15 protein-coding genes are annotated in these 19293 nt (G+C 40.4%); 10 read left to right on the top strand and 5 right to left on the bottom strand.

Going from position 1 to position 19293, the window contains the following annotated elements; all coding sequences use genetic code 11:
* Window positions 1–164: 164 nt before the first annotated feature.
* From QUB80_RS05930 to QUB80_RS05955, 6 genes are all read left to right on the top strand, one after another.
* Window positions 165–605 carry an RrF2 family transcriptional regulator gene (locus QUB80_RS05930; RefSeq protein WP_289788554.1) on the top strand — a complete coding sequence of 147 codons (441 nt, stop codon included), beginning with the start codon at window positions 165–167 and terminating at the stop codon, window positions 603–605.
* Window positions 606–669: 64 nt separating this feature from the next.
* Window positions 670–1632 carry a cysteine synthase A gene (cysK, locus tag QUB80_RS05935; RefSeq protein WP_289788555.1) on the top strand — a complete coding sequence of 321 codons (963 nt, stop codon included), beginning with the start codon at window positions 670–672 and terminating at the stop codon, window positions 1630–1632.
* A 15-nt stretch (window positions 1633–1647) separates the two neighbouring features.
* On the top strand, window positions 1648–2349 hold the full coding sequence (locus QUB80_RS05940; protein WP_289788556.1) for a J domain-containing protein: 702 nt from the start codon (window positions 1648–1650) through the stop codon (window positions 2347–2349).
* A 94-nt stretch (window positions 2350–2443) separates the two neighbouring features.
* A complete protein-coding gene (locus QUB80_RS05945) occupies window positions 2444–2917 on the top strand; it encodes an ester cyclase (RefSeq protein ID WP_289788557.1) in 474 nt (157 codons plus the stop codon).
* A 61-nt stretch (window positions 2918–2978) separates the two neighbouring features.
* Window positions 2979–3851 (top strand): 6-carboxytetrahydropterin synthase, encoded by an 873-nt coding sequence (locus QUB80_RS05950; RefSeq protein ID WP_289788558.1) that lies wholly within the window; start codon window positions 2979–2981, stop codon window positions 3849–3851.
* A gap of 788 nt (window positions 3852–4639) precedes the next feature.
* Window positions 4640–5629 (top strand): glycosyltransferase family 2 protein, encoded by a 990-nt coding sequence (locus tag QUB80_RS05955; RefSeq protein ID WP_289788559.1) that lies wholly within the window; start codon window positions 4640–4642, stop codon window positions 5627–5629.
* On the opposite strand, the gene QUB80_RS05960 is transcribed toward QUB80_RS05955, so the two are convergent.
* The 3 genes from QUB80_RS05960 to mscL all read right to left on the bottom strand — a co-directional run bounded on the left by QUB80_RS05960 (window position 5622) and on the right by mscL (window position 8352).
* Window positions 5622–6593: a PrsW family intramembrane metalloprotease gene (locus tag QUB80_RS05960; RefSeq protein ID WP_289788560.1), complete on the bottom strand. Its 972-nt coding sequence runs from the start codon at window positions 6591–6593 to the stop codon at window positions 5622–5624. The two genes, QUB80_RS05955 and QUB80_RS05960, sit on opposite strands and share 8 nt — an antisense overlap.
* A gap of 124 nt (window positions 6594–6717) precedes the next feature.
* Window positions 6718–7638, bottom strand: a complete 921-nt coding sequence (locus tag QUB80_RS05965; RefSeq protein WP_289788561.1) for a class I SAM-dependent methyltransferase — start codon at window positions 7636–7638, stop codon at window positions 6718–6720.
* 258 nt (window positions 7639–7896) lie between these two features.
* Window positions 7897–8352, bottom strand: a complete 456-nt coding sequence (gene mscL, locus QUB80_RS05970) for a large conductance mechanosensitive channel protein MscL (RefSeq protein WP_289788562.1) — start codon at window positions 8350–8352, stop codon at window positions 7897–7899.
* A gap of 132 nt (window positions 8353–8484) precedes the next feature.
* On the opposite strand from mscL, the gene QUB80_RS05975 reads away from it, so the two are divergent.
* A complete protein-coding gene (locus QUB80_RS05975; RefSeq protein ID WP_289788563.1) occupies window positions 8485–8913 on the top strand; it encodes a VOC family protein in 429 nt (142 codons plus the stop codon).
* A 40-nt stretch (window positions 8914–8953) separates the two neighbouring features.
* On the opposite strand, the gene QUB80_RS05980 is transcribed toward QUB80_RS05975, so the two are convergent.
* Window positions 8954–9601 (bottom strand): TetR/AcrR family transcriptional regulator, encoded by a 648-nt coding sequence (locus tag QUB80_RS05980; protein ID WP_289788564.1) that lies wholly within the window; start codon window positions 9599–9601, stop codon window positions 8954–8956.
* 186 nt (window positions 9602–9787) lie between these two features.
* Between QUB80_RS05980 and QUB80_RS05985 the strand changes: the two genes are divergently transcribed.
* Window positions 9788–10927 carry an FAD-dependent monooxygenase gene (locus QUB80_RS05985; RefSeq protein ID WP_289788565.1) on the top strand — a complete coding sequence of 380 codons (1140 nt, stop codon included), beginning with the start codon at window positions 9788–9790 and terminating at the stop codon, window positions 10925–10927.
* Between the two features lie 145 nt (window positions 10928–11072).
* Window positions 11073–14153, top strand: coding sequence for a DNA cytosine methyltransferase (locus tag QUB80_RS05990; protein WP_289788566.1), 3081 nt, complete (start codon window positions 11073–11075; stop codon window positions 14151–14153).
* A 135-nt stretch (window positions 14154–14288) separates the two neighbouring features.
* On the opposite strand, the gene QUB80_RS05995 is transcribed toward QUB80_RS05990, so the two are convergent.
* Window positions 14289–15977 (bottom strand): DUF3352 domain-containing protein, encoded by a 1689-nt coding sequence (locus QUB80_RS05995; protein WP_289788567.1) that lies wholly within the window; start codon window positions 15975–15977, stop codon window positions 14289–14291.
* A 625-nt stretch (window positions 15978–16602) separates the two neighbouring features.
* Here QUB80_RS05995 and QUB80_RS06000 point away from each other — a divergent pair.
* Window positions 16603–19212 carry a M1 family aminopeptidase gene (locus QUB80_RS06000; protein ID WP_289788568.1) on the top strand — a complete coding sequence of 870 codons (2610 nt, stop codon included), beginning with the start codon at window positions 16603–16605 and terminating at the stop codon, window positions 19210–19212.
* Window positions 19213–19293 lie beyond the last annotated feature (81 nt).

The raw sequence follows: 19293 nt of genomic DNA on the forward strand, positions 1-19293 counted from the left end.
ATAAATTTTGATATATGTAAAGCTCCCCACTATGATGGGGAGCTTTTTTTGTTTTTAGCACAAAAAATAACAAACCCCAGTGGAGAACCGGAGTATACTAGAAATAAGGATGGAAATTCAGACTTTATCCTTAATCGTTGATCCTTAATTATTTCGCGCTGCCTGTGGAACTATCGTGTAAATCAGAATACGCAATTCTTGCTTTATTAGAATTGGCAATTCATTACCAAAGCGGAGAGCCGCTACAAATTCGCCAAATAGCGGCGCAGCAGAATATTCCTGATCGCTATTTGGAACAACTGCTAGCCACTTTGAGGCGTGGAGGTTTAGTCAAAAGCCTGCGTGGTTCAAAGGGTGGCTATTTATTGTCACGAGAACCTTGGAAAATAACTATTTTTGAGGTTTTAGGATGTGTTGAAGGCTTAGATAAGGTGCAAACCTATGAGGAAGACGCCAAGCCTAAAACTGTAGACGGTGATGTTGTAGAAGAAATTTGGCAAGAAGCACGTCAAGCAGCCAACTCCATTTTACAAAAATATACACTTGCCGATTTGTGTGAAAAAAGAGATTCACGACGGCAGTTGGATATCATGTATTACATTTAATCAATAGTCAAAAGCCCATATTTTAGGGTTTTTTGACTAATAACCATTTATTAAGGATAAAAGAATGCGAATAGCTCGTAACATTACAGAACTTGTTGGTCATACACCTTTAGTACAATTGAACCGTATCCCGCAAGCGGAAGGTTGTCTAGCCCAAATAGTGGTAAAACTAGAAAGCATGAATCCTGCATCATCGGTCAAAGACCGCATCGGTGCTAGCATGATTAATGCTGCTGAGGAGGAAGGGTTAATTACTCCTGGTAAAACTGTATTAGTAGAACCTACTTCTGGAAATACTGGTATTGCCTTGGCAATGGTGGCAGCGGCGAAGGGTTATCATCTGATCTTGACGATGCCAGAAACAATGAGTGCCGAGCGGCGAGCAATGTTACGAGCTTATGGTGCAGAATTAGAACTCACACCGGGAATTGAAGGTATGAGTGGTGCCATTCGGCGTGCTCAAGAGATAGTTGAGACAACGCCACACGCTTATATGTTGCAACAATTTCGTAACCCTGCTAATCCGCAAATTCACAGAGAAACAACAGCAGAAGAAATTTGGGAAGATACTGATGGCAAGGTAGATATGATTGTAGCGGGTGTAGGTACAGGTGGCACTATTACCGGTGTGGCAGAGGTAATTAAAGTACGCAAACCCGGTTTTAAGGCGATCGCAGTTGAACCAACTAACAGCTCAGTTTTATCAGGGGGAAAACCGGGACCTCACAAAATCCAGGGTATTGGTGCCGGATTTATCCCCCAAGTACTGAAGGTAGGATTAATTGATGAAGTGATTGCCGTCAGTGATGAGGAAGCGATCGCCTACAGTAGACGTTTGGCAAGAGAAGAAGGATTGCTATCTGGCATTTCCAGTGGTGCAGCATTGTGTGCAGCAATTCGTGTTGCTCAACGCCAAGAAAATGAAGGGCGCTTAATTGTGATGATTCAGCCCAGTTTTGGAGAGAGGTATCTAAGTACGCCGTTATTCCAAGACCTAGAACCAAGGGTAGCAGCTAACATCAGCTAACGATACATTGGAATAATGTTAGATACTAATCATTACCAAACCCTTAAAGTCAGTCCTAATGCCAGCCAAGCGGAAATTAAACAAGCTTATCGCCGCTTGGTAAAGCAATATCATCCTGATATCAATCAAGAAACAGCAAATCACGAGTATATTATCCGTATCAACGCGGCGTATGAAGTCTTAGGTGATACTAAAAGTCGCCAAATTTATGATCACCAATTACACAATCAGCGCCTGCAAACAACCAATGGCAACAGGCAACAGCGTAGCGCAACGGCTGGGCAACAATATCAAGCAACGCGACATACAGGACGGGATCTTGACGAACAAATTGAAGAATGGCTGCATCTGGTGTATCAACCAGTTAATCGTTTGTTGCGTGAAATTCTCAATTCTTTGGCAATACAAATCGAGAAATTAGCGGCTGATCCATTTGATGATGAACTGTTAGAGCAATTTCAAGAATACTTGAACACTTGCCGAGATGGCTTTAAGCAAGCACAAACAACTTTTCGTTCCCTGCCGAATCCCCCTAGCCTAGCAAGAGCAGCTGCTCATCTTTACTATTGCCTGAATCAAATTGGCGATGGACTAGATGAATTAGAATATTTTCCCCTCAACTACGATGAAAGTTATTTACACGCAGGGCAAGAAATGTTCCGTATTGCCAAAGGATTATACTGGGAAGCTCAGGATTCCTTGGGCGTATACGCTTAAAAATCCGCTTTTTTAATAAACACGGTTTATATAGAATAAAACTGACACGAACATTGCCCACCTTCTGAAACAGTAATGTACGGAGACACGGTGCATGACGAATATACAAGCTGAAAATTTATTACTTCCAAATCTGAATTCTCTTGGAGATTTGACAGACTTGGAACGTGAGAATGTACAGTTGGTAACGGAATTTTTACAGGGCTGGATCAGTCAAGATATAGAAAAGATTATTTCAGTTATGGCACCAGATGGTGTTATTAATGACTTAGTTTTTCCCGAACCAGTGAAAGGTCATGAGGGAATCCGTAATTTTGCCCAGGATTTATTATCTGTTGTGAGTGATATCAACTACCGGGTAGAAGATTTGTTAGTTAGGGGCGATCGCGTCGCATACCACGGCATATTTTCCGGAACCTTCATTGGTGACTTTATGGGAATGCCGACAACAGGCAAAAGTTTTTCTGTGCCATATTCTGAGTTCGTCACTATCAAAAACGGCAAAATCGTCTATTTGTGGGATCAAACAGATGGCTTGCAGTTAGTGCAACAAGTAGGTGGGATGTAATAAGTTGGTGCTGGAAAGGTTAGAATATTAAGAAATATTAAACTAAGCTACCAGTGTACTCATGCAATGCATTGTGAATCGCCGCGCTCGGTTTTCGGCAAGTCATCGCTATTGGTTGCCAGAACTGAGTGAAGCTGAAAATGTTGAGAAATTTGGTGCTTGCTCCCGTTTTCCTGGACATGGGCATAACTATGTCTTATTTGTTTCCCTCGTCGGGAAATTAGATAAATATGGCATGGTGCTGAACTTGTCCGATGTAAAGCACATAATCAAGCAAGAAATAACCAGCCAACTAGACTTTTGCTATCTCAACGATGTGTGGGCAGAATTTCAACAAACTCTGCCCACAACAGAGAATATTGCACGGGTGATCTGGCAGCGGCTAGCACCTCACTTGCCTTTAGTCCGCATACAGCTATTTGAAAATTCTGAGCTTTGGGCAGATTATATGGGGAATGGAATGGAAGCTTATCTTACTGTTAGCACTCACTTTAGCGCTGCCCATCGGTTAGCGCATCCCAATCTTAGTAATGAAGAGAACTTTGAGGTTTATGGTAAGTGCGCTCGTCCTAACGGTCATGGACACAATTATCATCTAGAAGTGACAGTCAAAGGGGAAATAGATCCACGCATCGGCATGATTGTGGATTTAGGCGCTTTGAATCAGGTGATAGAAGATTATGTAGTTGAGCCATTCGATCACACCTTCTTGAACAAAGATATCCCTTACTTTGCAGAGGTTGTTCCCACTGCTGAGAATATCGCACTGCACATTAGTAATTTATTGCGATCGCCAGTTCAAGATTTGGGAGCTAAACTTTTCAAAGTCAAATTAATCGAAAGTCCAAATAACTCTTGCGAAATTTACTGCACTGAGCCAGAGTCAAATATAGTTAGTGCTGCACAGAATCAGCCAGTTTTAATCGGCTTATAGCCGTAAATACGTAATTTTTGGGGAACCTTCTTATACAAATCCTAGTTTAAAAATTCCTTTGTTCAAATTTTTGTCTGCCGAATTATTATCTATCTTCTTTTACTTGAAGGTAAGTAATTAAATGTGACATCAGCCTAAATTAACTAGTGTAGAAGGAATTTTCACTAGAGTTTTGTATAGAAAACCCTGTAAAGACGAACAAAATTCTTAATAGGTTCCCCTTTTATTTTGTCAATTATGTGAGTTAGATAAACAATCTTTTAGAGATTATTTATAAAGTAAGCCTTAAATTGTAGGGTGTGTTAAAGCAGCGCGTAACCCACCGCATTTATTGGTGTGTTACTGAGTTAATTTACCATCCCAGAGAAAATACAAACAATGATAACGACAATAAAAATTATTTAAAATATTCATACAATTTAAAATTATTATATTTAGTTTGTTCCTAAAGAGAGAGAAAACTTTAATTTTTATAGGTATCCTAGTTAATATATTTTGATGGCTTGATTGCTTATTTTTGATTTTTGGTTATCATCTATAAATACTAATGACCAAAAATAAAACGTAACGTAAATTACAAATTAGTTCAAAAAATCGAATTTCTGACAATAGGAATACTTATTTTTAGTCAAGGCACCTAAATGCATTGAATATCTAGAAAATTGAACTAGCATCATATGCAAGTGTCTGATTTGGCTTGCCTATTGTTAGTGTGTCAAATTTTCTGCTATTGCCAATTGGTTTATTGCATTCCTTGAAAATTTCACAAACTGTAAAAAGCTTAGATTATGTCACAAGCCATGAATTCCCAAAATTCTCTAGTTAGTGTAATAGTTCCGATTTACAATCGCTCTAAATATCTCAAGCAAGCGATTGAAAGTGCGCTCAGTCAAACGTATAAAAATATTGAGATTATTGTGACTGATGATTGTAGCCCCGAAAATCCTCAAGCAATAGTTGAATCTTTTCACGATCCACGAATTAGATTCCGACGAAATGCGACAAATTTAGGAGTAGCTCGGAATATTGCCAGTGCTGTTACTGAAGCACGCGGAAAATATATTGCTAGTCTAAACGATGATGATATCTGGAACGAGGACTTTTTAGCAAAGCTTGTTCCCCCCCTCGATGCCAATCCAAACCTAATCTTGGCTTTTAGCGACCACTACATTATAGATGCGGATAGCAATATTGATGAGGTTGCGACTGAAGAGTGTAGTAAACTTTGGAAGCGACATCAGCTAGAAGAAGGAGTTTACCAACCATTTTGTGAAATTGGGCTAGTTCATCAAGCTGTACCAAGTGCAGTTGCTGCCGTTATTCGCAAGGATGCAATTGACTGGAAAAATTTTCCATCTCAAGTAGGGCCTTTTTGGGATTTATATTTAACTTATCTTGCTTGTCGAACTGGTGGTGGAGCATATTATTGTCCAGAAAGACTGAGTCAATATCGAATGCATCCACTAGCTGAAACAATGGCGATCGGCAGCCAAAATCCTCAAGCTAAGATCAGGGGAGCAAAGGCAAGCATATTTTGTTTTCGTCAGTTTATGGAAGACGAGCAGTTACAGCAATTTCATAGCTACTTCAGATCAAAATGGTTACACGCACATACAACTCTAGGAATTGGATTATTACGAGCTGAACGAGCATTGGAAGCTCGCTCATTACTTTTAAACGCTCTCAGCCAACAAAAATTTAACCTCAGAACTCTCGTAGCACTAGCATTAAGTTTCACTCCCAAACCATTAGTACGCAGATTATTTCTAGCTATTTAAAATAGCGCCGACGTGCTGAATACCGCAAATAGCAATAAATTGTCCATGCTACTAGTCCAAAAATTAAATTGAGCAGGAAGCGGCTAAGTATAAACCACAAAGTATCAGGGTAAAAAATCTGCAATGGACTTAAAGAACTCAAATTTCTCATTAACAGAAATAGCCCAAAAATAGCATTACCACCCAACATCAGGGCAAACACTACCAAACCTTGCTCCCATAATCGATGTCGAAGTGTATAACCACTGATGAGGATGATAGGCATTTTTCCTTGTACTTTTCGCAATAATTGTTCTAGTCGCCAAAACATCCATACGAAAAATGGAAACAAACCGTAGCTGAGGAAAAATAGGGGTGCTGGATAACGCCAACTGCTAGATAGAAAATTCACCAGGGCGTGACAGATGACAGAATTGAGCCATGAGCGAGAAATATTTGGGGTATAGCGCCGTAACCGGATTCTTGATCTGAAAAATAATGCCAAAGCATATCCCCAGGGTGCCGAGAACATAGTATGCACAGGTGTACCGATCGCCCGATCAAATACAGATGCCGTTTCGTGGAAAAGGTAAATCCAGTTTTCTTCGGCAGTGAATCCCAGGGCAACGGCGATAGTGAAGAGAAAAATACTACTAGGGCGTAATCGATACCTGCGTTGAAAATACCAGCTGGGAATCAGAACTGCTAACATCTTACAGCTTTCTTCGATGGGGCCAACTGCCAACAATTGCCGTAAAGCAACACCTAAAAGAGTGTGCCTCATTTCCCGCCAAGCTGCAAAAGAGTTAATTTGTGTTTCCACAACCCATCCCAAACCGAGGGCAACAAAACCCGATATTGCTCCGAAAACGAAGAATAACAGCAATCGCAGCAAGGAAGGGGCGGTGGAAACACGCCGATAATAGTAAATCAGCAGTAGCAGGGGAGGTGTTACCGCCCACAGCACTAAAAAGAAATTAGCCACTCACAAAATGGGTGTAAGGGAATAAGGGAGTAAGGGTGTAAGGGGAGAGGGAGGTACATCTTTGTAATTCAATCAAGAGAACTCTCAACGCTGGGTTCTCTCACACCCCTGCACCCCTGTACCCCTACCCCCCAACTTGAGCAATGACAGTGCGGTGACGAGGGCTGTTGCGAGTGATGGTGGGAGTTTGGAAACCCGCATCTACCAGCGCTTGCTCAATATCCAAGCCAAAATATTCATCTAGGTACGGCTCTGTGCTTTTGAGCAAAGTCAAAATGTAAGGAGGCATTTTCTTGTAAACTTCCGATTTCGGATTCATATCCATAATTGCCAAATGCCCACCTGAACGCAGCAAACGCCGCGCTTCCGCAAAAATGCACCTAGTTGCAGACTGGGGCAATTCATGACACATCAAGAAAATAGAAACTAAATCAAACGAGGCATCTGGTAATCCAGTTGATTCAGCAGCAGCATGAACCCAATTAATATTAGCTTGACGCTCTCGGGAGCGATAGTGGGCAACAGCTAAGAAGTAGGGAGATAAGTCTAAACCCGTAATTTTGGCATGGGGATAAAGTTCTTGCAGGGCAAAGGTACTCATACCCACACTGCAACCCAAATCTAGGATATCTTGAGGCTGTTGGGAGATTTGCTGCTTGAGGATTTCGTGATAACTTTGACGCAGTTTTGGATCTCCTTGTGCTCCAGCATCCTTCCAAATCCCAGAATGAACGGCGTAAGCAGCAACTTCTGCTTCTAAGGCAGCTTCCCAACATAAATCGCCTTTTTCGTAGGCGTGGAATGAGGTGAGGTAATACTCTGGGTAATTAGTCTGGGGATTTTGTACTTTTGCTAGTTCGCTTTCCCAATCGTGCGATCGCAGACGAGAAACATTCTTTCTCCAAGGCACCCCTATTTTCTCAGCACGTTTAATCATCATTTGACGAGCTTGATGCTTGGCGAGGCTATATAGCGGTTTAATTGCCAGTACCCCATTTACCAAGCGTGAAGCCAATCCGGGAGTATTATTTACAGCCGTGTTCATCAGTAAAGTTGCTCAAATAATTAGCCTGCTTTGTGTAACCAGGACAAAGCCTGTTTATTTGCATCATAATCCTTAAACAGAGCCATTCTCGCAATCAAAAATTTTTCTAATTAACAAAGGAAACGACTATGCCGTGTCTTGGGATAATTCAAGCTATTTTAGTTCCTACAGTTGTAAATACAAAATTACATATTTAAAAACAGCTTGGAATGGATATTTTAAATTACCATCAAAGTTAGATGTGATAAATGTCACTTTCTACATTCTTTCAACAGTGGGTGCTAACTCAGAAGTGCAAGCACGACAACGAGTAGCAGCAAGAGGAATTTTTTCCAAACAATAGGGACATTCTTTTTCTGTGGGTGCCGGAGGAGCCATTTCTTCTTTGCGTTTGAATCTAGCGATCGCCCGAATAGCTAAGTACAAAGCAAAAGCAATAATTAGAAAATCGACTACGTTGCCTAAAAATGAGCCGAGGGCAATTTTACCTCTTCCTACAGGAATGCCAAATGTTCGCCAATCATTACCTGTGAAAGCCAATAAAGGGTTCAACAGTGGCATGATAATGTCTTCAGTGAAAGAGGTGACGATTTTACTGAAGGCTGCGCCAATAACTACTCCAATCGCTAAATCCATGACGCTGCCCTTGAGAGCAAATTCCCGAAAATCACGAATAAATCCGTTGATGTTTCTGCTGTTACGTCCTACAGCCATAATTCTTAAAATTTTCTCTTAATGAAGATATAGAGATAATCTTATTACTATCTTTTCAAGCTGGAGACAGTTGAAAAAATAATTTAGTAATTGTGCGTAAATCAGTAATACCAGGTATGATTTACAAGACTTATGTTCCTTGATCGCCCCTCTCGCAGTTCGTTAGAAGTATCTATGCAGATTACCGCTTCAGCGATTTCACTCAACGTAGATGATGTCATAGCATCAGCAACGTTCGTAAAGCAACATTTTGGCTTCAGTGAGGAAATGGCAGCCGAGGGCTTTGTTTCTCTCTCTAGATCAGATGCTGGCTTTAACCTAATTTTTCTCCAAACCAATCTGGAAAGTTTCAAACCCATCCATATGCGGGGACATCGAGCCGATGGTCTACTCATTGTCTTTGTAGTGGATGATATTGATCGGGAATACGCGCGAATTCAATCAGAAGGTGTGGAGATTACAACCGCGATCAAGACTGAATCTTGGGGTGAAAGGTTCTTTCAAGTCACAGATCCCAACGGTGTCGTGATTCAACTCGTTCAGTGGGACACCGAAAAATAGGAGAAACAGCATCAACCCACGTCTAATGCCCTCTACTTTTTTAAGGGTTTCGCACACCAGCTAAAATCAACGCGATCGCTTCTTGAGCGTGTTGTTCTAACATTGCTTTGCTCAGGAGCCGCTTACCTTGAGGATACTGCTGAATGTTACCCGCACCCACAAAATAGAATAAGCAAGTACCCATAATGTTAATTGCTGATTGAAATGGATCGAGTTTGCGAAATACTTCTGTAGCAACTCCTCGTTCTAAAATTTTTACTAAGGTTGTATCGATGCTTAAAGAACTACTGCGCTTGTAATATTTCCCCTGATTTTGAACTGCCTCGTGAAACATAATCAACGGTAACTTTGGATTACACGACACGCAATCAAGCAGTGCAGTGAGAAACTTTTCTAATGCCGCTTCCGGAGATAGATGATCTAAATCTAACTTTTGAGTTGTTTGCAAAAGATCTGAGTGCGATCGCTCCAAGACTGCTTGATACAAGCCTTCTTTATCCTTGAAGTAGTAGTAAATCATTGACTTTGCTACACCCGTTTTATTCGCGATCGCCTCTGTTCTGGCAGAAGTCAGACCATGTTTGGCGAATTCTTCTTCTGCTGCTGCTAAAATCACAGCTTGGGTTGCCTCTGCATCTCGAATTTGCCTAGTCTTCACTCTCTTTTCAGCTTTTATTTGACGCGCCACAACATTTTTAACTCATCAACTGACTGCTTCGTCAGTATAGCTTGTCTGACTTGAGCAATTAATGAACAAGTTAAATAGAGATATTAATAATATCGACCGAATAGTCAGTTGACAAGCAAGAAGTTATATTTGATAGTAATTAATCAACTGACAAGTCTGTCATTTATAGTATTGATATATTTAAAGATGCGAACAAAAAAGAAAATTATTATTGTTGGTGGTGGCATTGGTGGTGCTGCAACTGCACTCGCTCTTTACCATGCTGGTTTTGAAGCTGTTGTCTATGAGCGAACGAAGGAACTGCGAGAGGTTGGTGCTGGCATTGCACTGTGGGCAAACGCTACACACATTTTGAAAAATTTAGGTTTACTGGAAGATGCAATCCGCGTCGGCTATCTGACTACGAATTATCAATTTAATTCGCAAAGCGGGAAGGAGTTGGTGAACGTGCTTGTTGATCGCTTTGAGTTGCCTGTTGTGGCGATTCATAGGGCAGAATTACATCAGCTATTGTGGCGCAACGTGCCAGATGAGAAATTTGTCTTGGGACAAACCTTTGAGCGATTTGAGCAGGATAGAAGTCAGGTGCGTGCCTATTTTGCTTCCGGTTTAACGGATGAGGGAGATGCTTTGATTGGGGCTGATGGTTTGCGATCGCGAGTACGAGCAAACTTGTTGGGCGATCGTCCACCTACCTATCGAAATTTTAAAACCTGGCGTGGTTTGACAGATTATATTCCAAGTAAATATCGTCCTGGCTATATTCAGGAGTTTTTAGGGCGTGGCAAAGGTTTTGGCTTTATGATGCTCGGTAAAGGGCAAATGTATTGGTATGCAGCAGCGATCGCAAAAGAAGCACAACCGGATGCTAATATTGGTCACAAACAAGAGCTGGAAATCATGTTCCAAGATTGGTTTCCATCGATTCCTGAATTGATCGCTGCCACAGATGAAGCCAACATTCTGACGACGGATCTCTACGATCGCCCGCCAACTCAACCTTGGAGCAAGCAGAATATTACGCTACTAGGTGATGCCGCTCATCCAATGCTGCCAACAATGGGGCAGGGAGCGTGTACCGCTTTGGAGGATGCTTATGTAGTCACTAAATGCTTGCAAGAACACTCAGATCCCACTGCCGCTTTTCAACAGTATGAATCTCTGCGATTCTCCCGTACAAAGGCGATTGTTGAGCAGTCTTTGCGATCGGGTAAAATGGGCGAATTCAAAAATCCTTTTGCAGTAGCAGCGCGAAATACATTCATCAAGGTAATGGGAGCGGCTATTAGCAACAGTTTCAAGTCCCTTCATGCTTACAGAGCCTAATTGATTTTGTATCAACGCCCAATACCGAAAATTAAATATCTAGGAAGTTAGATCTTGTTTGGCGAATCTTCTTCTGCTGCTGCTAAAATCTATGAACTACGACCTTTCTATCTTAAATATTGAGAATTAAATCGGTGTCATTCAAGTGCAAAAGCGATATAGACCAATTGCTCTGTCCCTTTTTTCCGGAGCTGGTGGATTAGATATTGGATTTAATAAAGCAGGTTTTAATATTGTTGCTTGTGTAGAAAAAGAAACGAGTTTTTGTCAAACGCTACACAAAAACTTAGGTAGATATTTAGAATCTGATTGCCGAATTATCAATGAAGATATTCGCATTCTTGAACCCGAACAGATTTTTAATGGACAGATTGACTTTATTATAGGTGGCCCACCTTGCCAAAGCTTTTCTGCTATTGGTAGGCGGGCAGGAGGTGTATATGGAATATTGGATGAAAGAGGTAGTTTATTTGAACATTACTGCCGTTTAGTAAAACACTACCAGCCACAAGGATTTCTTTTTGAGAATGTACGCGGTATTTTAGGAGCTAGCAAAGGGCGAGATTGGAAAATTATAAATGAAAAGTTTTCAGAGTTAGGCTATCAAATTTATTATCGGATTCTTGATTGTGCAGATTATGGAGTACCACAGCATAGAGAACGCTTAATTTTAGTTGGAACAAAAACGCATAACTTCAAATTTCCTTTACCAACACACGGTATAGACTCACCTGATAAACGACCTCATATCAGTGCTTTTGAAGCTATAGCTGATATTCAAGATCCTTCAGAGACAACACATATTTATCCTGGAAAATATGGTCATCTGCTTGCAGAAGTACCTCCAGGAATGAACTATCATTATTTCACACGAGAAATGGGATATCCTAATCCTATTTTTGCTTGGCGTTCTCGTTTCTCTGACTTTTTGTATAAAGCAGATCCAGAAAAACCAGTCCGAACAATTGTGGCACAACTTGGTGCTTACTCAGGCCCTTTTCATTGGAATAATCGGAAGTTTACTTTACAAGAATTCAAAAGATTACAAACATTTCCAGATGATTATGAGTTAATTGGAAGTTTTAATACAGTACTAAAACAAATAGGTAATTCTGTACCTCCCATTTTTGCTAACAGGCTTGCAGAAGCTGTGTTACAGCAAATATTTGGTATTGATTTAGGAATAGAACTTATTGAAGAAGATGAAAAACTATCTTTTGACTTACGAAAGTCTAGAAAAGCAAAATCAACACGTTTTCGCCGTCTTAATAGGACATCAGAGGCTGTTCAACTCAACTTATTTAATTCTAACGAAAACGTAGTCTCAATAAAAGATTCTCATGGTTTAACTCCGGATAACACCATAACTGAAAAATTTTTCCATTATTCTTCAATAAAAAAAAGAACTGCATTCAAAAACTTATTGTTTCCTACAATTGGTGTTGTATACCGTTTTATTACAAAACGTATTGAAAAAAAATGTTCAATTTCTGTATCACGTTATGATAAAAAATTTATAGAAACACCTCTTTTATCATATCAACTTCAGTTTAAGCATCCTATTGGTGATGGATTAGAATTCATAGAATGTATTCTTCTATCAAAGCAAGAAGAAGATATACCTATTGCTTGGGATGCTATTGAAGATTGTTTACGGCAATGCTCTGGATATCAAACAATGATGGATGTATATGGTCATTTTACAGAACCACATCCAATTTTTAATCTCAAAATGAATATTTTCACCGACAAACCTTATTTTTTGCTAAAATTCGCTAAAAAATTTAGTGATTTTGATTCTACTAAAAAACTCTATCCAGGGAAATTTCTACAAGATTTGTATGAAGAAGAATGTAATTTTGATTTAACAGAAATTGTTAAAAAACTTAGAAGTTTGCGTTTTGATGTACGAGTTAATGAAACAAATGAAACTATTCCTCCTGGTTATTTTCGTTGCTGTTACCCTTTTACATTAAATATTGAAAAACAAGTTGCTGTTGCTTGGAAAAACCATCCTAAAAAATATATACCAATGAAAACGGAGTATAACCATTATTTATCTGAAGCATTTATTGAAGCTGAAAAATTAATCAAATACGAAGATGTAGATGAAGCAATTAAAAAATATAAACAAACACAAAAATCTCTGCTCTATCCTTTAGAAATGCAACAAGATGGTCAAGAAACTCCCCTAAACAAAAATGTTGCAGAAGGCATAGAAACTATTATAAATAATTTGAAATCTAATAAATACCTATATAGTATTTTAATTACAAGTCTTGTTGAAAAACTAGTTCATCCAAATCAAGATATTCGTTCTGCTCAAGAAAGCTTAAATGGTGGTTATTCTAATCGTTCAACAGATGCAAAAAATGTTACTCCTTTTTTGAAACGCCATAATCTTACCTCTTGTGCTGTGAGTGGTGCTGAAAGCGGTAGAAATTTTGAGAGGCCTTTTCCATATACTTTAGACTATAAGGCTAAACCTAAGGGTGAAGGTAATTTAGAAGCATTTTTGGGAATATTACACGCTGTTCAGGTAAAAGGAATAGACCCATTTCCCTGTATAGTTCTTCTTATGGCATTAGATTTAAAAAACAAACAAAAGGCAGTTTATAATTATCCTCAGCCAAAAGGATTAACTGTTCAAGATATTTTTAATGCTGTTATTAAGCATCATGAACAAGCATCGGGAAATGGTCGTGCTCGTCTCCCTGTAATTGCAATTCAAGCGGTTTACCAGTGTTTGGTAGTTGAACTTTTACGTTATGCCGATACGACTATAAGAAATCCACCGAATAGACATAATGCTAATGACAAAGATGGTTGGATCGGTGATGTGCAAGTAGACAGATTAGACGGTACTCCTTTTGAAGGAATTGAAGTGAAGTCAGGAATTCGTATAAAAAGTGATATGGTTCGCTGCCTGCCTGAAAAATTTGCTGGGCAATTTGTAGACCGCTACCATATACTTTCTACTGCTGAACCGTATATTGCTAGTAATGAAATAGATGAGGTAATCCAAATCGTAAATCAAGTTCGTCAGCAAACAGGATGTCAGGTAATTGTTAACGGTTTAAATCACAGCCTTCGTTACTATTTACGGTTAATTTCAGATCCAGATCAGTTCTTAAAAAATTATACTGAATTAATAGAGACGGATTTGGATGTCAAATCTGAGCATAAGAAACTTTGGTCTGAGATCCTAGCTAATCTTCAGAATTGAGCTATTCTTCATAGAAGAAAATATCTGAATTAGTTGAGAGTTATAAGTCCCTTCATGCTGACAGAGCATCAAGGCTCATTCAAAAGGTACTGAGCCGAAAAAGCATTTTTTACTCAGTACCCGGCACTCACTACTCTATTTAGTTTTCTGCTTCAGAGCTAACAAAATCTCCATTTGAGCGATAGAATTGTCGGGGCTATTAGCAGTAATGCCCACACCATGAATAGAACTGAGAACAGCATTGGCTTCCGGTGGCAAGGGCTGGCTTTGCTGGGTGAAGCGATTAATTAAAGACAGGATTTTGTTCATATCTAGGTAGAAGTAACCACCATTTGGCTTTTGTAAAGAGCCAGTCACGGCTTTGAAGTTTTCGCTGCTGTCGAGAGACTGCCCCTTAGAAGCAGCGATCGCATCCACCACAGAATCACCCACAGTCACAGCCAGTGTATTTTGATTTAGCCAACCATGAGCTAACAAAGCTCCTTGACGGGGAACTTGCCATTCTATGACATCTTTACCGCCGATATTTCTTGAAGCAATATTAATTTGTTGAGTTTTGGCAAGGGTATCCAATTTGGTGAAGATGGCTTCAGCTGTTTTGCGATCGCTGGTGTGAAATAAAAAAGCTCCCCCAAACCCGACTTGCGCCACCAAACCTTGATTTGCTGGAATCGCAGCAAAACCAAATTCTCCATCCATCCAACCGAATATTTCTTTATCCAAATCTATATTCACTAGTCTAAGTTGCGCCCGTGCTTGCTCTAGCGCTTGTTTGAATTCAGGATAATCTTTTGACTGTTCTACTAATGCTGACCACCATTTATTAATACCCTGGCCGCTAATTAAGGCAATTGTATCAGCAGGTAATTGCGATACCACCTGACTGGGAGTATTTTGATATTGGAACTTAACGAGTGCTGGATCTAAATTGGCGATCGCTTTCATTCGCACTCCCGCATCATCTATACCCACACCAAACACCATAGATTTAACCGACTTCAACTGTGTTAAAGTTTGGGGCGGTAGTGGTGCTGCTTGTGGACTTGTGGCGATCGCTTGCTGTACTGTACTCGCGTAATCGGGTATATAAACTTGTGCTACGGTGTTTTCTAAATTCACACCTTTGCTAAGAATAGTATTTGCACCTTCTTTAGTAATAAAGGAAGGCTCTCCTTTAAAAGTGTCAATAGCTTGTTCTACAGCTTGTTTTTCGGGAGCAAATACCACATGATTGTTTAACACTGCACTGTATGTGGGTTTACCCTTGCTTATAGTTTCTGTAATTTTTTGACCTTTGTAGTCTATTTCCTTTGTCGTGACGCCTTTTTGCCCTTTGAGTTTGTTAGCAAAATTTAAAGCTGCAAGTTTATCTTTGATTCCCACCACCATCAAAGTATTAGTTTCTGGCAACTTTTTGGTGATAAGTCCATTTGGTGTTGGCGAAGTTCCATTGAACTGAGCAGGCTTAGTTGGAGTTGTTGGCAATACTGCAATCATCACACCACCTATCCAAGGTTTTAAGTCTTTTTCGTAAGAAAAATTGCTGTCATTCAACACATCCTGATTAAAATTCTCCAACCCTTTTGCCACTAACTTTTGTGCTTCCGGAGTGCCAAATTGCTCTAGCTTTGCCCAAACTTTCGGATCTGTGGAAATATAAGTTGCCATTAATGCTTCATTTGGTACTACTTTGGCACTAGGAACCGCACCTGAGATATCTCCAGCAGTTCCACCCTTGAAATACATATAAGCAGCTATACCTCCTGCCACAATTAGAACAGTCCCAACGGCAGGAATTAAAAACTTTGATTTATTTTCGGGCATATTTCTTTTTCTCGATTGCTCACATTGTCTTTAGAAGCAACTCCAAGCGTTACTGTAAAGTTTTCGGAATATGCAACCTCGCGATTGAGACTAATACCGACTCACTCACATAGAAACGTAAGAATTGTCTATGCCCATTATTTTTAGCCTGACGAAACGCTAGTCTCTCATTCTCACTGGAATTACTTAAACATTAGTAATATTTGAAACTTAATATTTAGTCAAATGAAGACAGACTACAAACTTTATAAAAATAGAACCCATACATAGCCCTTGCTGAGGTGCGTACAGAAGAGGGGAGAGCGGGCGAAAATTGTTCTCCTTGCCCTTCCTCTGCCTACTGCCTACCGCCCTCTGCCTTTTTTCACCTATGTTCTGCCTTAAGAAATATTTAATATGAGCAATATTGCAAGCTATCCTAAGGTATATATTCTACTTCTACTCAATCAAAACCTATAACGGTGTAAAACACTAAAAATCAAATAAAACAGTGTTCAATGATACAGAGTGCGCTGTATCAGAGTAGAAAATATTAAGGGTTAATTTGGGAAGTGAATGCAATGTAGCTATAAGGTTTTTTTGTTACTAAAACCATTTTAAAGTTATCAGGAATTAGAAGGTTAGAATGTCTCATTTTTCTTTAGATACAGAAAATAGTCGCTACAAATCTTTTGAATTACCAGGGTCAAAACCACACTATAACCCTGATCGCCCCGGACAGGTTGAGCATATTTTTCTCGATCTCAATTTAGATATTCCTACTCAGAGTCTTAGCGGCAAGTGCAATATTACTCTGCTGCCCATCCGTAATGGCGTTGATCGTTTAATTTTGGATGCTGTCAACTTGAATATCGAATCTGTGCAGCTAGATGAGGAACTGCAAAAATTTGATTACGACGGGGAAAAGCTATCTATTAAACTCAACTCACCCACGCAAATTGACAAGCAAATCAAAATAGCGATCGCCTACTGGGTTGAAAAACCTCAACGCGGTATTTACTTTATTCAGCCAGACAAATACTATCCCAATAAACCTACCCAAGTTTGGACACAGGGAGAAGATGAAGACTCGCGCTTCTGGTTTCCCTGCTTTGACTATCCAGGGCAGCTGTCTACTTCAGAAATTCGCGTCCGCATTCCCAAACCTTTGATTGCTATTTCCAACGGCGAATTAATTGCTACTGAAGAAGACGGCAATTCCAAAATATATCACTGGTTGCAACAGCAAGTTCATCCTACCTACCTAATGACATTAGCGGTAAGTGATTTTGCGGAAATTAGGGATGAGTGGAATGGCAAACCTGTCACCTATTACGTAGAAAAAGGACGGGAAGCAGATGCGAAGCGCAGCATGGGCAAAACCCCGCGTATGATGGAGTTTTTAAGCGAAAAATATGGCTATCCCTATACGTATCCCAAATATGCCCAAGTCTGTGTGGATGACTTTATTTTTGGTGGCATGGAGAACACCTCCACAACGCTGCTCACTGATAGATGTTTGTTAGATGAGAGGGCAGCATTAGACAACCGCAACACAGAAAGTTTAGTCGTCCACGAACTAGCACACCAGTGGTTTGGCGATTTGGTGGTGATTAAACATTGGTCTCATGCTTGGATTAAGGAAGGAATGGCTTCCTATTCTGAGGTAATGTGGACAGAGCATGAATATAGTGCAGATGAAGCTGCCTACTACCGCTTACTAGAAGCTCGCAGTTATTTAGCAGAAGATAGCAGTCGCTACCGTCGCCCAATGGTAACGCACGTTTACCGAGAGGCAATAGAGCTTTACGATCGCCATATCTATGAGAAAGGATCTTGTGTTTATCACATGATCCGTGCCGAACTCGGCGAAGAACTATTTTGGAAAGCAATGCAGACATTTGTACGGGATAATGCCCACAAAACTGTGGAAACCGTAGACTTACTGCGAGCGATTGAAAAAGCAAGCGGACGCAATCTATTGTTTCTTTTCGATCAGTATGTCTATCGTGGCGGTCATCCTGATTTTAAAGTAGCTTACTCTTGGGATGGGGATGCCAAATTAGCAAAAGTGACGGTGACACAAACCCAAGCGAAATCTGATCGCAATGGCAGTAGCAGTGATTTATTTGACTTGCGCATCCCGATTGGTTTTGGTTATACCAACAATGCAGAGGCGGGTTATGGTGCGTCTTCTGATTTAAAAATTTTCAACGTGCGCGTTCATGAACGCGAACAAAGCTTCTATTTCCCCCTTGAAGAAAAACCGCAGTTTATCAGCTTCGATGTCGGTAATCATTTCTTAAAAACCGTCTCGTTGGAATATCCAATACCAGAGTTAAAAGCGCAGTTGGAATTCGATCCTCACCCCACCTCTCGCATTTATGCAGCCGAAGCTTTAGCGAAAAAAGGAGGGTTAGAAGCTCTCAAGGCATTAGCAACAGCACTGCAAAACGAGCCTTTTTGGGGTGTGCGTGTGGAAGTAGCTAAACAACTGGCAGAAATCAAGTTGGATCAAGCTTTTGATGCTTTGGTGGTGGGATTAAAAGACAAAAGTTCCTATGTGCGTCGGGCTATAGTGATGGCACTGGCGAAAACTAAAACCCACACCAGCTATAAGGTTGTCAAAGAAGTTATACAGGAAGGAGATGCCAGTTACTACGTAGAAGCAGAAGCTGCTCGTGCCATTGGGGCAATTGCTGCTGCCAGTCTGGAAGAAAAACCCAAGGAAGAAAAGGTTGTTAAACTCCTGAAAACCGTTTTAGAAGAAAAAGCGGGTTGGAATGAAGTAGTCAGAAGTGGTGCGATCGCTGGTTTAGCGGAACTCAAAACTTCGGAAGCAGCTTTAAATCTGGTTATGGAATACACCAGACTGGGTATACCGCAACCTCTGCGTTTAGGAGCAATTCGCGCTTTAGGTAAAATTTCTGTTGGACAAACTCCTGTTAACCTAGAGCGAATTCTAGAGCATTTAGCTGAACTTGCGAAAGAAACGTTCTTTTTAACGCAAATAGCAGTAGTTACAGCACTGGGGCAAATGGAAACTCCCAAAGCGATCGCTATTTTACAATCCCTGAGCGATCAAACAGCCGATGGACGCGTGCGTCGCTATGCTGAAGAAGAAATTGCCAGAGTGCAAAAGAATATTGGCACAGAAAGCGCAGTTAAACAATTGCGTGAGGAACTAGATCAACTCAAACAACAAAACCAAGAACTCAGAAGCCGTCTGGAAAACTTGGAAGCTAAGTCGAAGTAGGAGGGAACAGGGGATAGGTGACAGGGGACAGGGGATAGGGGACAGAGAACAACGAGAATCGTGATTCACGTTCTTGCTCCT

It is taken from the genome of Chlorogloeopsis sp. ULAP01, assembly GCF_030381805.1.
Taxonomy (GTDB): domain Bacteria; phylum Cyanobacteriota; class Cyanobacteriia; order Cyanobacteriales; family Nostocaceae; genus Chlorogloeopsis.

Bases quoted from the DNA above. Each gene is read 5' to 3' on its own strand.
- QUB80_RS05945 (WP_289788557.1), top strand. From the start codon at position 2,444: ATGACGAATATACAAGCTGAAAATTTATTACTTCCAAATCTGAATTCT.
- QUB80_RS05985 (WP_289788565.1), top strand. From the start codon at position 9,788: ATGCGAACAAAAAAGAAAATTATTATTGTTGGTGGTGGCATTGGTGGT.
- QUB80_RS05940 (WP_289788556.1), top strand. From the start codon at position 1,648: ATGTTAGATACTAATCATTACCAAACCCTTAAAGTCAGTCCTAATGCC.
- QUB80_RS05975 (WP_289788563.1), top strand. From the start codon at position 8,485: ATGTTCCTTGATCGCCCCTCTCGCAGTTCGTTAGAAGTATCTATGCAG.
- QUB80_RS06000 (WP_289788568.1), top strand. From the start codon at position 16,603: ATGTCTCATTTTTCTTTAGATACAGAAAATAGTCGCTACAAATCTTTT.
- QUB80_RS05965 (WP_289788561.1), bottom strand. From the start codon at position 7,638: ATGAACACGGCTGTAAATAATACTCCCGGATTGGCTTCACGCTTGGTA.
- QUB80_RS05955 (WP_289788559.1), top strand. From the start codon at position 4,640: ATGTCACAAGCCATGAATTCCCAAAATTCTCTAGTTAGTGTAATAGTT.
- cysK (WP_289788555.1), top strand. From the start codon at position 670: ATGCGAATAGCTCGTAACATTACAGAACTTGTTGGTCATACACCTTTA.
- QUB80_RS05950 (WP_289788558.1), top strand. From the start codon at position 2,979: ATGCAATGCATTGTGAATCGCCGCGCTCGGTTTTCGGCAAGTCATCGC.
- mscL (WP_289788562.1), bottom strand. From the start codon at position 8,352: ATGGCTGTAGGACGTAACAGCAGAAACATCAACGGATTTATTCGTGAT.
- QUB80_RS05995 (WP_289788567.1), bottom strand. From the start codon at position 15,977: ATGCCCGAAAATAAATCAAAGTTTTTAATTCCTGCCGTTGGGACTGTT.